The sequence below is a fragment of the Tetragenococcus muriaticus DSM 15685 genome (assembly GCF_000423785.1).
Taxonomy (GTDB): domain Bacteria; phylum Bacillota; class Bacilli; order Lactobacillales; family Enterococcaceae; genus Tetragenococcus; species Tetragenococcus muriaticus.
In genome coordinates, this window is the sequence record NZ_AUIQ01000023.1 from 13,327 (window position 1) to 27,519 (window position 14,193).

12 protein-coding genes and 1 other annotated feature are annotated in these 14,193 nt (G+C 34.6%); of the genes, 11 read left to right on the forward strand and 1 reads right to left on the reverse strand.

Annotated features, from left to right (window positions below):
• Positions 1 to 47: 47 nt before the first annotated feature.
• From G577_RS0105260 to G577_RS0105270, 3 genes are all read left to right on the forward strand, one after another.
• The gene (locus G577_RS0105260) at positions 48 to 476 is read left to right on the forward strand and encodes a GNAT family N-acetyltransferase (protein ID WP_028790298.1); all 429 of its coding nucleotides are present in this window, start codon (positions 48 to 50) and stop codon (positions 474 to 476) included.
• 85 nt (positions 477 to 561) lie between these two features.
• Positions 562 to 758 (forward strand) — a binding site (T-box leader).
• 57 nt (positions 759 to 815) lie between these two features.
• Entirely contained in the window at positions 816 to 2,507 is a 1,692-nt protein-coding gene (gene argS / locus G577_RS0105265; RefSeq protein WP_028790299.1) for an arginine--tRNA ligase, read from the forward strand.
• A gap of 159 nt (positions 2,508 to 2,666) precedes the next feature.
• On the forward strand, positions 2,667 to 3,533 hold the full coding sequence (locus G577_RS0105270; protein WP_028790300.1) for a GRP family sugar transporter: 867 nt from the start codon (positions 2,667 to 2,669) through the stop codon (positions 3,531 to 3,533).
• 59 nt (positions 3,534 to 3,592) lie between these two features.
• Here the strand turns inward: G577_RS0105270 and G577_RS0105275 are convergent, their stop codons facing one another.
• Complete coding sequence (locus tag G577_RS0105275) at positions 3,593 to 4,597, reverse strand: helix-turn-helix domain-containing protein (protein WP_028790301.1); 1,005 nt, start codon at positions 4,595 to 4,597, stop codon at positions 3,593 to 3,595.
• A 431-nt stretch (positions 4,598 to 5,028) separates the two neighbouring features.
• On the opposite strand from G577_RS0105275, the gene G577_RS0105280 reads away from it, so the two are divergent.
• From G577_RS0105280 to G577_RS0105315, 8 genes are all read left to right on the forward strand, one after another.
• A complete protein-coding gene (locus G577_RS0105280; protein ID WP_028790302.1) occupies positions 5,029 to 5,811 on the forward strand; it encodes a sulfite exporter TauE/SafE family protein in 783 nt (260 codons plus the stop codon).
• 168 nt (positions 5,812 to 5,979) lie between these two features.
• Positions 5,980 to 7,407, forward strand: coding sequence for a cytochrome ubiquinol oxidase subunit I (locus G577_RS0105285; RefSeq protein WP_028790303.1), 1,428 nt, complete (start codon positions 5,980 to 5,982; stop codon positions 7,405 to 7,407).
• Positions 7,400 to 8,419, forward strand: a complete 1,020-nt coding sequence (cydB, locus tag G577_RS0105290; RefSeq protein WP_028790304.1) for a cytochrome d ubiquinol oxidase subunit II — start codon at positions 7,400 to 7,402, stop codon at positions 8,417 to 8,419. Before G577_RS0105285 ends, cydB begins: the two co-directional genes overlap by 8 nt.
• Entirely contained in the window at positions 8,416 to 10,134 is a 1,719-nt protein-coding gene (gene cydD / locus G577_RS0105295) for a thiol reductant ABC exporter subunit CydD (RefSeq protein ID WP_028790305.1), read from the forward strand. Before cydB ends, cydD begins: the two co-directional genes overlap by 4 nt.
• Complete coding sequence (gene cydC, locus G577_RS0105300; RefSeq protein WP_028790306.1) at positions 10,127 to 11,872, forward strand: thiol reductant ABC exporter subunit CydC; 1,746 nt, start codon at positions 10,127 to 10,129, stop codon at positions 11,870 to 11,872. Before cydD ends, cydC begins: the two co-directional genes overlap by 8 nt.
• 247 nt (positions 11,873 to 12,119) lie before the next feature.
• Entirely contained in the window at positions 12,120 to 12,242 is a 123-nt protein-coding gene (locus G577_RS12145) for a putative metal homeostasis protein (protein WP_162141349.1), read from the forward strand.
• A 10-nt stretch (positions 12,243 to 12,252) separates the two neighbouring features.
• Entirely contained in the window at positions 12,253 to 13,260 is a 1,008-nt protein-coding gene (locus G577_RS0105310; protein WP_028790307.1) for a metal ABC transporter substrate-binding protein, read from the forward strand.
• A gap of 228 nt (positions 13,261 to 13,488) precedes the next feature.
• A complete protein-coding gene (locus G577_RS0105315; RefSeq protein WP_038024282.1) occupies positions 13,489 to 13,875 on the forward strand; it encodes a NusG domain II-containing protein in 387 nt (128 codons plus the stop codon).
• Positions 13,876 to 14,193: the final 318 nt, after the last annotated feature.

A 14,193-nucleotide genomic window follows, 5' to 3' on the forward strand; every position in this document is an offset into this window, starting at 1 on the left:
ATGCTAAAAAACAATAAACTTATCGTAGAAAGAAAGGGATGAATAATATGCGAACAAAAATAAAGAACTTTAACGAGTTAACTCTTTTAGAATATCATCAGTTAATGGAATTGAGAGTTTCTGTTTTTGTTGTAGAACAGAATTGTCCGTATCAAGAGATTGATGATATTGATTTAACAGCCTTTCATTTTTGGTTAGAAAATCAAAATGATATGCTCGCTTACGCGCGTGTGTATCAAAAACAGCAAAAAATCCATTTTGGTAGGGTCTTAGTTAAAAAAGAAGAAAGAAAAAAAGGGCTAGGAAAACAATTAATACAGCAATTAATAGAATGGATTGAACGAAGATTTCCAGAAAAAACAATCTATATTGAAGCGCAAGCTTATTTACGAGAGTTTTATACTAATTTTGGTTTTCAAGTGGTTTCCGAAAAATATTTATTAGATGGAATTTCTCATATTGATATGCAAAAATGATAGCTTTCTTACCAAATGAATTAAACTGCGAGTAAACAAACTAGAAAGTAAGAGAGAATTTTGTTATAATTAGTTCAAATCTCATAAAAATTTGAAGATCAAGAAAGTATCTTTTCTATTGTTTTACTAAGCGATTTCGGATTTTGGTGGAAGCCGATTAAAACATGAAAAGAGAAGCGCACTTGTGAAAATTTATTTTATAAACGGGATCTGCCGTTATCAGATAAAGTTGGTTTGAACACAAACAACAAGAGTGGTACCGCGGGTAATCTCGTCTCTGGCGTTTAAAATGCTAGAGGCTTTTTTTATGAAAAATAATAGCAAAAATTGGAGGATACAATGAAAAATAAAGAAGTTGTAGCAAAGACAGTCTTTGATGTAGTAAAAGATGATTTGACACTTGAGCAAGTGGAGCAGTTACTAGAATATCCTAAATCGGCGGAACATGGAGATGTCGCGTTTCCTGCGTTTTCTTTAGCAAAAATTTACCGTAAAGCGCCGCAACAAATTGTTAGTGACTTAGCTGAAAAGATAGATGACGCTTCTTTTGAAAAGATTGCACCTGTGGGGCCTTACTTAAATTTTTTCATGGACAAGAAAAAAGTTTCGCATGATATTTTAACTACGGTGATTGAACAAGGAGCGCATTATGGGGACTTTAATTTAGGAAATAACGATAACGTTCCTATAGATATGTCTTCACCGAATATTGCTAAGCCTATATCTATGGGACATTTACGCTCAACAGTGATTGGAAATTCAATTGCCCTTATTTTACAGAAAGTTGGTTACCATCCCATCAAGATAAATCATTTAGGTGATTGGGGAACACAATTTGGTAAATTGATTATCGCCTATAAAAGATGGGGGACTGAAGAAGAGGTCCGCAATGACCCCATCGGTGAGTTATTACGTTTATATGTTAAATTTCATGAAGAGGCTGAAGAAGATCCTTCATTAGAAGAAGAAGGGCGAGCAGCTTTTAGACAACTAGAAAATGATGATCAAGAAGCTGTTAGTTTATGGCAATGGTTTCGTTCAGAGTCCTTAAAAGAATTTGATAAGATATATGATATGTTAGGAATAACTTTTGACTCTTATAAAGGCGAAGCTTTTTATGAAGACAAAATGGATGAAATTGTCAAATTATTGGAAGAAAAACACCTATTAAAGGAAGATCAAGGGGCAGAGATCGTAGATTTGTCTGCTTATGGTCTTAATCCAGCTTTGATTAAAAAACGTGATGGAGGGACCCTTTACATTACCCGCGATATGGCGGCAGCTTTGTATCGCAAACGAACTTATAATTTTGCCAAGTCTTTGTATGTTGTAGGAAATGAGCAAAGTTATCATTTTAAACAATTAAAGGCTACATTAAAAGAAATGGGATATAATTGGGCAGATGATATTCAGCATATTCCATTTGGCTTAATTACAAAAGATGGGAAAAAACTTTCCACTCGTAAGGGACAAATTGTTTTATTAGAAGATGTTTTAAATGACGCGATTCGTTCTGCTCAAGAACAAATTACGGAAAAGAATCCTTCTTTGGAAAACAAAGAAGAAGTTGCCAAGCAAGTAGGTGTGGGCGCAGTTATCTTTCATGACTTGAAGACCGACCGTTTAAATACTTTCGACTTTACTTTGGATGAAGTTGTTCGCTTTGAAGGCGAAACGGGTCCTTACGTTCAATATACTTATGCTCGTGCTATGAGTATATTAAGAAAAGTCAATTTTGTGCCGGATAAAACGAAGAACTACGCATTAGATGATATAGAGAGCTGGGAAATTGTTAAATTTATTCAAGATTACCCTGAAATGATTTTAGAGGCAGCGAATAAGTATGAACCTTCAGTAGTTGCTAAACATGCTATTAAATTAGCACAAGCCTTCAATAAATATTATGGTAACACTCGAGTATTAGCTGACGATGGTCAGCAAGAAGCTCGCTTAGCTTTAGTTTATGTGGTGACAGTTTTACTAAAAGAAGATTTACATTTATTAGGTTTGCAAGCACCGGACCGTATGTAAAGTTATAGATCAGATATACTATTTAAAAAACACTGAAGTTTTTTGCTTCAGTGCCTTTTTATTACAAAATTTTTGTCCTTTTCATTTAAAAGAGTTACCATGACTTGTGGAATTTTTTAGAAACAATAGAATAACTACAAGTAACAGGAGGCTTTTTTTATGGGTAATATTTTACTTGCGCTTGTACCCGCAGTAATGTGGGGGATTCAGCCCCTGATTTTACAAACAATTGGTGGGAAAACCTCTAACCAACAAATGGGAATGTCTCTAGGGGCATTGATCTTTTCTATTGGTGTTTTATTCTTCCACCAACCTGTGTGGTCATGGCATTTAATATTTGCTTCCTTTGTCTGTGGGCTAGCCTGGGCTTTTGGCCAAATTACACAGATTGAAAGTTTTCATATTATCGGTGTGTCAGCTGCAATGCCAATTTCAACGGGCATGCAATTGATCGGAGTAACGCTATTCGGTATTTTTTATTTCCATGAATGGACAAGTACTATGGATTACGTATATGGGATCAGTGCTTTGGTTGTCATTATTTTGGGGGTATTTTTTACCGCTTATAGAGAAAAAGGTGATGACACCGGTAAACAAGGAGCAATGCAAAGAGGTCTTTTTGTTCTAGTTTTATCAACGATTGGTCAAGTAATGTACAATGTTATTCCACGTATGGCTGACCTTAACGGCTGGGATGTGTTATTCCCACAAGGGATTGGTATGGCAGTAGGTGCAATGGTTTTTAGCTTCTTCTTTGATAAAAAACCAGAGCTTTTCAGCAAGAAGTCATTTCAAAATATTGCTGCAGGTGCCGCTTTTGCGATCGGAAATATTGGTATTTTACTTTCCAATAAAGTAAACGGCGTAGCATTAGGGTTTACATTATCCCAAATGAACGTCATTGTTAACACTCTTGGAGGACTTATATTCCTTAAAGAATCAAGGACTTCAAAAGAATTAAAACTAACGATTGGTGGCTTAATTTTGGTAGCTGCCGGTGGGATTTTAATTGGTTTGACCAAATAATAAAACAATTAGATATAAAAAGATGGAACAGTAAGTATAGCTTATGTTCCATCTTTTTATTATCCTAGAAGATTCCACTTGTTCTTTTCTTTTTGAGTGCTATACTGCAATAACTTTTCATATAGGACAGGTAATTCAGGGTGTTTAATTAGTAACTGTTGATAATTTGGTAATAGCTTTATAAAACTGTACATTAATTGTTTTGTCTCATTTGTAAGAAAAAGAGGTTCATAAGCTAATAAAAGACTTCCAGAGTAAAAGTCACAGAAACTATGTAGACGATGAAATTTTTGCGATAAAGAAAGCAATGTTATTTCTTTTAGTTTTGTGTGAGCGTATAAAGAAAAGTCTACAGCTTCTGTCAGAAATGGTTCTAGCCAAAGATTTTCTAAGCCTGTAAACTGTCGCCATAAAAATAATAGTCCAAAATCATTTATCTGAAAGGGGATCGGGTAATATTTTCCAGGTGCTTGAATCGATTGATAAAAAGCAAAACCTTGTGTGATGCGATTCTGTTGCACCTCTTTATAACGTTCGTATATGGTTTGTTCGTTTAATTCAAAAGGTGGGTCATAGAGTAAAGAAACTAATAAAGAAAAGTATCGTATCTGCGTTTCCTCCCCTTTTAAAGTAGGTGTAGTGGTAAAAGAGATCCAAAGATTATAATTAGATAATAGCGGTTTCATTTTTTGGACTCTTCGTTGTAAAGTCGCTCTAGATAAATAGAACTTTTTTTCTAAAGACTTAAATGTATCGAAAGGGTTTTCAATAATTTTGACTAATAATTGAAAAGTATCACTTTGATTAAGTAATGAACTTAAGAACAATTGGGCATTTTCTTGCGAATAGGAGGCACTGATTACTTGATTTTTTATATAAAAGGAAATACCTATTGAATAAGGGTCTTTACTTTGTTGCCAAAGAGTGACGTAACGTTTCAATGATTTCAAGCTAAGTCCTAATTCAGTACTGACTTCTTTTAATGGACATGGATTTTTCTTTTGCAAATACTGAAATAAATGAAATATAATTTTGTCTTGTTTTTCTAGTAATGTATCAAACATTCAATCACCTCGGAGCGAAGGTATCACAAGCTTTTATTTATTAAAAATGGCAAATTTGTTGGAAACTGTCGATATTAACAAGAAGCTAGTTAAATATGTTTTCTTTTATAAAAAAAACTTTTATTTTTTAGCAAACATTTCAATATTCGGATTAAAAAGATAGATTGAAGATACAATTGTCCACAATTTTTAAGGGGATTTTTTATTATCCTTACGTTCAATAAAACAAACAAACTTTTTTTAACTAATAAAAGTTTGTTAAGATAAGAAAGAATGGATTTATTTACTTTATTACTTTTTTATACGTACATATATTTTTTTGACCTTACAGTAGGCAAATTTAGAGGAAATAAACTTGTTAAAAACTTTTTGCTTTTTTCCTAGTAGCCGGTATCATGGAGAGTATAAGAAATAACTAGGAAGGAAAAAGGATGTCAAAGGAACTCATTTATTTTTTTGTTATCATTTTAGCAAATACTGTCGGAGCCATATCTGGTATGGGTGGCGGAGTAATTATTAAGCCTGTATTGGATTTTATTGCAGTAGACCCGGTAGTAGCTATCTCTTTTTATTCCTCAGTAGCCGTGTTTGTAATGTCCATTACTTCAACTATACGGCAAATGAAAGGTGGCATATCCATTTCTTGGAAGTTAGTGATAGGAGTAGCTACTGGTGCAATTTTAGGTGGTTTTTTAGGTAACACTGTCTTCGATTATTTTCTAATAACCTTTTCGAATGAGAGCATTGTTACACTTATTCAAGTAGGGTTAACAATAGTTACCTTACTTTTTGCCTTATTTTATAATCATTTTGAACTGCGTAAACTTTATTTGAAAGGGAAAATTTGGTATTTTGTTTGTGGGCTTCTCTTAGGCTTTTTAGCTAGCTTGTTAGGTATCGGTGGAGGGCCAATTAATGTTTCCCTTTTAGTACTAATGTTTGGCCTTCCTATTAAAGAAGCCACAGTGTATTCGATCTGTACGATCTTTTTTTCCCAGTTAGCGAAAATTATAACAATCTTTTTTGCTTCAGGGTTTGGACGTTTTGATTTAGTGATGCTTTTTTATATTGTTCCTGCAGCAATTATTGGTGGATCTGTAGGGGCAAAGGTTAGTCAATCCGTTTCGTCTAAACGAGTTTCGCAGATTTTTGAGGCTGTGATTCTTCTTGTTTTAGTGATTAATATATATAATGGTTTCCGTCTATTTCTTTGATGTTTTTGAATAAAAAAGTAAGCGGAATAATTGCATTTCATGCAAAAAAGCATATGATGAAAATGAATCTATCAGTTGTAAGTCATTAAATAAAAGCGTATACTATACAAGGTTTTAAGCATTTATTTTATAAATTTTATTGGTAATAATTCAAGGTCTGGAGGAGTAATAATGGATATTGTTACCTTAGCTAGGTTTCAATTTGCAATGACAACGATTTTTCACTACTTTTTTGTTCCTTTTTCAATAGGTGTTGCATTAGTTGTTGCAATTATGGAAACAATGTATGTAATAAAAAAGGATGAGAACTATAAAAAAATGGCAAAATTCTGGGGAAACATTTTTCTACTAAGTTTTGCAGTGGGGGTTGTTACCGGTATTATTCAAGAGTTTCAATTTGGTATGAACTGGTCAGCTTACTCACGTTTTGTAGGAGACATTTTTGGTGCACCTTTAGCTGTGGAAGCTCTTCTTGCTTTCTTCTTAGAATCAACATTTTTAGGTTTATGGATGTTTACTTGGCAAAGAGTTGGTCCAAAATTGCATGTTTCTTTTATGTGGCTGGTTACGTTAGGGTCCATTCTTTCCGCTTTTTGGATTTTAGTAGCCAACAGTTTTATGCAACATCCCACCGGCTATACCTATCGTAACGGACGAGCCGAGATGAATGATTTTGGTGCATTGCTTAAGAACCCACAAGTTTGGTATGAGTTTTCACATGTGATTATGGCGGCAATTTTAATGGGAGGGATACTGATTGCTGGAATGTCGGCTTTCCGCTTGCTGAAAAAACATACATTAAGCGAACTAAGTACAAGTATTTTCAAAAAATCGTTGCGTGTTGGTTTAGGAATTGCTTTGTTTGGTTCTCTTGGTGTATTAGTAACTGGAGATATGCAGATGCAAGCTTTAGTTGAAGATCAACCGATGAAATTTGCGGCTACTGAAGGCCTTTATGAAGACTCTGATGATCCAGCATCTTGGACAGCTGTTGCTTGGATGGACGAAGCAGAACATGAACGTGTTTTTGGTATTCATGTGCCGTATGTTTTGAGTATTTTATCTTATCATAGTCTTTCCGGCGGTGTTGAAGGAATGGAATCTCTTAATGAATCATTAACGGCAGAATATGGTGACGATAATTACTTCCCGCCAGTAAATGCGATGTTTTGGAGTTTCCGTATCATGGTAGGTTTTGGTATGTTAACATTATTAGTTTCTATGGTAGGGTTATTTTTTACTCGTCAAAAAAGCCCGTCTCTTTATAAGAAGCCATGGATGTTATGGACGGTTGGTTTGATGACGTTTGCTCCATTTATTGCAAATACTTGTGGTTGGTTGGTGACTGAATTAGGACGTTACCCTTGGACAGTATACGGAATGTTCAAAATGGAAGACAGTGTATCGCCAAATGTTACGCCAGCTTCCTTACTATTTTCTAATATTGTCTACTTCTTGTTATTTGGTGGTTTGGCTGTTGTTATGTTTTATTTAGTTGTTCGTGAATTACGTAAAGGACCAGACCAACAAGAAGAACAAGAAAAAGAAGAAGAGCCTGCTACAGATCCTTTTGACGGGGGTGCCTTTAATGAGTAGTTTACAGTTATTTTGGTTTATTTTAATTGGAGTTTTATTTGCTGGCTTTTTCTTTTTAGAAGGTTTTGACTTTGGCGTTGGAATGTCAGTAAAAACATTGGCAAAAAATGATAAAGAACAAGACCAAGTTGTACAAACTATTGGTCCAGTCTGGGATGGGAATGAAGTATGGTTGATTACCGCTGGAGGTGCAATGTTTGCTTCTTTTCCTATGTGGTATGCTTCGTTATTTAGCGGATACTATTTGATTTTATTCCTTATTTTATTTGGTTTAATTATTCGTGGTGTTTCTTTTGAATTTCGTAGTAGTATGCCAGAAGAACGGAAATGGATCTGGAATTGGACACTAGCCATAGGAAGCCTGATGGTGCCTTTCTTTTTTGGAATTTTATTTATTAGCATGATTCAAGGAATGCCTATGGATAGCAATGGTGATATGACGGCTGGGTTTACAGATTATATTAATTTGTTTTCTGTCGTTGGTGGTGTTGCTTTGACCTTGCTTTGTTATCTTCATGGAATGAATTATATCTCCTTGAAAACAACTGGGCCTATTCGTGATCGGGCTAAAAAATACGCTAGAGCCTTGTATTGGGCCTTATATGCTGGGTTAATCGTGTTTGCAGTGTTACTTTATATTCAAACAGACTTTTTTGCTTTACACCCAGTTTCAACGAGTATTTTATTAGCAGTGATGATTCTATTTACAGTTATTGCCAATTATTGTTCTTATATAAATAAAGAATTAATTGCATTTTTAACCAGTGGTTTTACTTTAATTGCTTTAGTCGCCCTTTTATTTACAGGGCTATTTCCACGAGTATTAATTAGTTCTACAAGTTCGGCTAATGATCTATTAATTGAAAATGCGTCATCTTCACCCTATACGCTACAAATTATGAGTTATATTGCGATTAGTTTGATTCCGTTTATTTTGGCTTATATTGCTTGGACATATTACGTTTTTAGAAAACGCGTAAAACATACGGAGATTGCGGGGTATGGTGAATGATCGATAAGGCCGTAATGGCGCTGCCGAATAGTAAAAAAGTGATGGGGATGCTTGCAGGACTTGCTGTTTTGCAAGCTCTCTTTGTTATTGGACAAACGTATATGTTAACCTCAGTCATTACACATTTGTGGAGTGGAGGACTTATTACCTCCCAATTGTTTGAAGTGGCGGCTTTTTTCATAATTTTTTCGGCTCGTCACGGTGTTACTTTCTTACGTGATAAACTATTAGATCATTATGCAGCAGAACAAGCTAGTACCCTTCGTAAGCAGTTGTTGGAGAAAATTTTTCGAGTAGGCCCCAAAATCGTACAAAAACAAGGTTCAGGAAATATGACAACCATGGCTTTAGATGGCATTGAACAAGTAGAAAATTATATCCATCTGATTTTTTCTAAAATGATGAATATGATGATCATTCCTTGGTTGATTCTAGCTGTTGTTTTTTACTTTGACACGCAATCTGGCGTTATTTTGTTACTTATTTTTCCTTTAATTATCATTTTTATGATTATTCTAGGTTATGCTGCTCAAACAAAAGCGGATAAACAGTATAAAGCTTTTCAACTTTTATCTAACCATTTTATTGATTCTTTGCGTGGGATTGATACTTTGAAAATGTTTGGCTTAAGTAAGAAATATGGGAAGAGTATTTATAATACGAGTGAAGAATTTCGTAAGTCCACAATGAGTACATTAAAAATAGGAATTTTATCCACATTTGCATTAGACTTTTTTACTACATTGGCTGTAGCTATTGTCGCTGTTTTGTTAGGTTTGCGGTTGATTAATGGGGTTATTCCTCTTTTTCCTGCTTTGGCAGTGTTAATATTAGCGCCTGAATATTTTTTACCTGTTAGAGAATTTGCTAATGACTATCATGCAACACTCGATGGGAAAAATGCGATGCGTGCTGTTGATCAGGTATTGAAAGAGCCCGAATTGGAACAAGAGTCACTTGATCTCGCAACATGGGATGAAAATTCTTGCTTGTCTATGGAGAATCTTTCGGTTTCTTATGAAAGTAAACCGGTATTAACCCTTGATTTTTCAGTTAAAGGTTTAAAAAAAATAGGAATTATTGGAATGAGCGGTTCTGGAAAAACCACCTTGGTTAATACATTAAGTGGTTTTTTACAGCCAGACCAAGGAAAAATTGAACTAAATGGTCAAGAGGTAGCCAATCTTGCCATTAAACAGTGGCAAAAACAACTGATTTATATTCCACAAGATCCATATGTCTTCCAACTGTCTTTAAGAGATAATTTGGCTTTTTATACACCTGAAGCTACTGAATCTGATATTTTAGAAGCGGTAAGAGTCGCTGGATTAGATGAACTTGTGGCTGAGTTACCATTGGGGCTTGATACACAGTTAGGAAATGGGGCACGGTCGTTAAGCGGTGGACAAGCTCAACGTATTGCTTTAGCTCGTGCATTTTTAGATAAGAAACGTAAAATTTTAATGTTTGATGAACCGACAGCACATCTGGATATTGAAACTGAAGTTGAATTAAAGGAACGGATGTTACCTCTAATGGAAAATCGTTTAGTCTTTTTTGCTACTCATCGCCTCCATTGGATGCGTCAAATGGATGAGATTATTGTCGTTGACCACGGGGAAATTGTGGAAACTGGAACATTTTCGGAATTATTTGCCAAAGAGGGATATTTTTATCGTTTGGCACAACAAATGAAGGGGGGAGAATATGCATAATATTCCTTTATTCAAAGTGTTAGCAAAGGATACTTGGGTTAAACCCTTTTTCAAGCATTATAAAAAGACCATGATTGCTGCTTTATTGTTAGGATTTATGATGTTTTTTTGTGCGGGAGCTTTGATGTTTACCTCAGGTTTTTTGATTAGTCGCTCTGCTTCTATTCCAGAAAACATCTTACTTGTTTATGTTCCGATTGTGTTAACGCGAGCTTTTGGTATTGGACGTCCTGTCTTTCGTTATATAGAGCGTTTAGTTAGTCATAATTGGGTTTTGAAAATGACTTCGCAATTAAGGTTAAAATTATATAATACTTTAGAAAAAGATGCTGTCTTTTTTAAAAGACATTATTCTTTAGGGGATATTTTGGGCTTACTAGCAGAAGATATTAATCATATACAAAATCTTTATTTGCGCACAATTTTTCCAACGATTATTGCTTGGATTTTATATGTTTTTTTGGTGATTGGTTTAGGCGTATTTTCTATTCCATTTGCTTTCTTGATGGCGTTAATGCTTTTTGGAATTGTTTTTGTGTTACCTCTATGGTCAGTAGTTGTTAATGGCGCAAGACAAGAAAAAGAAAAGCAATTGAAAAATGAGTTGTATTCGGAACTAACGGATAATGTTATCGGTGTTTCTGACTGGATTTTTAGCCAACGAGGGCAAGAATACGTAAGTTGGCATGACCAAGTAGAAAAGAAATTACAAGATACACAAGCTAGCTTGCGTAAATTCAACCGTCGCCGTGATTTTATATTACAAGTGATTATAGGTCTTATAGTCGTTGCCTTATTATTTTGGACAAGCCAGCAGTTTATAGGCGATCATGGCGGAGCTGCTAACTGGATTGCAGCTTTTGTTTTAAGCGTATTTCCTTTAGCTGATGCTTTTAGTGGTTTACCAGATGCTGCTCAAGAGACAAATATTTATAAAGATTCGATAAAACGTTTGAACGATTTACCAATAATTTCTGAGAATTCAACTAAAAAAGTCCCAGAAGGACCGTTAGATATTGAAATTCAACATCTTGTTTTTCAATATGAAAAAAATAGTCGTAAGGTGCTCAATGATATAAGTTTGTCTATTCCACAGGGAGAAAAGTTAGCTATTTTAGGCCGTAGTGGCTCAGGAAAAAGTACTTTAGCATCTTTAATTCGTGGAGATTTAACCCCTACTAATGGGAATGTTGTACTGGCAGGCATTGCAACTGAGCAAATAGGTGATGAAATTTCTGAATATATTGGCGTGATTCAACAAACTCCGTATCTGTTTCATACAACGATTTTAAATAATTTACGTATTGGTAATGAACAAGCTGACGTTGCGCAGGTATGGGAAGTGTTGGAAAGAGTTGGATTAAAACAGTTGGCAGAAAGTTTACCTGATGGGTTAAACACTATGGTTGATGAGGCTGGTTTACGTTTTTCTGGAGGAGAACGTCATCGTATAGCCTTAGCAAGGATTTTATTAAAAGATACTCCTATTGTTTTGTTGGATGAACCTACAGTAGGTTTAGATCCAATAACAGAACAAGCCTTAATTGATACCTTTTTTGAACAGTTGAAGGAAAAAACAATCATTTGGATTACTCACCATTTACAAGGAATCGAAAAAATGCAACGAGTCGTATTTATTGAAGATGGGCAATTAGAAATGTCGGGTTCGCCGTTAGAACTAGCTAACAATAATTCACGTTATCAAAAACTAAAAGCAATTGATGAAGGAAAAATTTAAAAATTATTTGCAAAGGTCAGAAAAATCAAACTTTCTGTCCTTTTTGTTATTTATTTAAAAAATAAGCAACTAAAAATGGGGAATTCGGATGTTAATAAACGCATGAAAGAAATTTCATGTTTTTTTATGTTGACAGCTACCTTTCTCTTTGCTAAATTATTTAATGATAAATCGAAACAATTTCGTTTTGTTTGGATGAAATATTCAAACGAAGATCTGAATATATAGTTTGAAGGAGGAGAGTTTGGTGGAAAAAGTAGATGTAAATAGTGCTTATCGACGGTTAAAAAGCCCCAATATTAAGACAAAAAAACGAGCGTTAAAAATTATTCATGCTTATAAACGTAATAAACATCGGTCAATTCTATAAGGAGATTAAAATGAGAAAGAAATTTTGGTTAACATTAATGGTTCTTTCTGTGGGCAGTGTATTAACTGCTTGTGGTAACGATTCTGAGGAGACAAGTTCGGACGAAAGTAATGAAGCAGATTTTTCAGTGATTACCACATTTTATCCGATATATGATTTCACTCAAAATATTGTAGGAGAAGAAGGAAACGTTGAGTTATTAGTTCCTGCAGGTACCGAGCCACATGATTTTGAACCTTCTGCCCAACAAATTGCTGAAATACAAGATTCGGATGCTTTTGTTTACCATGACGAAAATATGGAAACTTGGGTCCCGGATACCGTTGAAGGGTGGGAAGAAGGACAGCTAAGTATTGTTCAAGGAACAGAAAATATAGAGTTAATGCCTGGAAATGAAGAAGATCATGACCATGAAGGCGAAGAACATCGTGGAGAAGGAGAACACCAGCATTCTCATGAATATGATCCTCATACTTGGGTAGACCCTAAGTTGGCCATTCAAGAGGTTGAAGCCATTAGAGATCAGCTAAGTGAAGATTATCCTGAAAAGGAAGATGCTTTTGCTGAGAACGCTGAAAATTATATAGGTGAACTAGAAGAATTAGATCAAGAATATGAGGCAAGCTTTGCAGACGCTCAACAAAAAAGTTTTGTTACTCAACACGCAGCTTTTGCTTATTTGGCAAGAGAATATGATCTGAATCAAGTTCCTATCTCTGGCCTATCTTCTGAGGAGGAACCTAGCCCTGAACGTTTGGCAGAATTAAAAGATTATGTTGAGGAAAATGACATTCAATATATCTACTTCGAAGAAAATGCTTCCGATGACATTGCTAGCACCTTAGCAGATGAAGCTAATGTCGAGCTTGAAGTATTAAACCCATTGGAAAGTTTAACAGATCAACAAATAGATAACGGCGAAGACTATATTTCTGTTATGGAAGATAATTTAAGTGCTTTAGAAAAAACAACAAATACCGAAGGCGAAGAAGTTCAACCTGAAGAAACGGACGAATAGGGAAAGCGAAAAATAACCGTTTTATTTTTAAATCCTTTAGTAAATTGCTAATGATATAATTGATTTTGTCTCTTATGGCAAGTATTATATGGGTAAACACATTGTCAATTCATTTTAGTTATGAAAACGAAGTGGGATAATAGTCCTGTTATTTCTAGTGATTATTTAGAGGAAGTATATACATTGTTTAAAAATAAAAAATTAAAAGAAGTTGGACGTAAAGCTCATATGAAAATAGGAGATGTGATCATTATTGGTATTTTAGTGATTGCATCTTTTCTGCCCGCTGTTGTTTTTTACTTCCAACAAGACCAAGGACAAGCGGAAGAGACAACTCCCAAATACGCCGCTGTTCGTATTGATGGGCAAGAAGTTGACCGCTTTTCTCTTGATAATGAAAATTCGGTGAGAAAAACCTACTATCCTGAAGAAGGTCAATATAATATTGTGGAAGTTGAAGATGGTCAAGCACGTGTACAAGAAGATAATAGTCCGGATCAAATTGCGGTAAGAACAGGTTGGATTTCTGAACCAGGAGAGACAAGTATTTGTCTACCTCATAAATTAGTTATAGAAATTTATCAAGAAGGCGCTGAGGATACTTATATTTACTGAGAAAAAGCTTCTGAAGAAACAAGGAATGACTTCAGAGGCTTTTTTTTGCTTTTATAGGTTGTAAAAAATTATTTTTCCATTATATGACTCATTCGTTTACTGAATGAGTCATATAGATGAATGTTTGTTCAATAAACGAATGAGTAATGTTTTTATTATCTATTATTCAGTCTATAAATGAACGAATAACAGAGCTCTTTTTAAGAGAAGAATTATTCATAAGTAATGCCTACTGAATAATTATGAATTTTGTAAAAAAGCTAAAATAAAACGTTCGATTTTTTATTTGCCTCCTTTTGAAGGGGCTGGACAAAATTT

What these genes read in the sequence shown, in the direction of transcription:
- cydC (WP_028790306.1), top strand. Translation starts at nt 10,127, where the DNA reads ATGCATAATATTCCTTTATTCAAAGTGTTAGCAAAGGATACTTGGGTT.
- G577_RS0105270 (WP_028790300.1), top strand. Translation starts at nt 2,667, where the DNA reads ATGGGTAATATTTTACTTGCGCTTGTACCCGCAGTAATGTGGGGGATT.
- argS (WP_028790299.1), top strand. Translation starts at nt 816, where the DNA reads ATGAAAAATAAAGAAGTTGTAGCAAAGACAGTCTTTGATGTAGTAAAA.
- cydD (WP_028790305.1), top strand. Translation starts at nt 8,416, where the DNA reads ATGATCGATAAGGCCGTAATGGCGCTGCCGAATAGTAAAAAAGTGATG.
- G577_RS0105260 (WP_028790298.1), top strand. Translation starts at nt 48, where the DNA reads ATGCGAACAAAAATAAAGAACTTTAACGAGTTAACTCTTTTAGAATAT.
- cydB (WP_028790304.1), top strand. Translation starts at nt 7,400, where the DNA reads ATGAGTAGTTTACAGTTATTTTGGTTTATTTTAATTGGAGTTTTATTT.
- G577_RS0105275 (WP_028790301.1), bottom strand. Translation starts at nt 4,597, where the DNA reads ATGTTTGATACATTACTAGAAAAACAAGACAAAATTATATTTCATTTA.
- G577_RS0105315 (WP_038024282.1), top strand. Translation starts at nt 13,489, where the DNA reads ATGAAAATAGGAGATGTGATCATTATTGGTATTTTAGTGATTGCATCT.
- G577_RS0105310 (WP_028790307.1), top strand. Translation starts at nt 12,253, where the DNA reads ATGAGAAAGAAATTTTGGTTAACATTAATGGTTCTTTCTGTGGGCAGT.
- G577_RS0105280 (WP_028790302.1), top strand. Translation starts at nt 5,029, where the DNA reads ATGTCAAAGGAACTCATTTATTTTTTTGTTATCATTTTAGCAAATACT.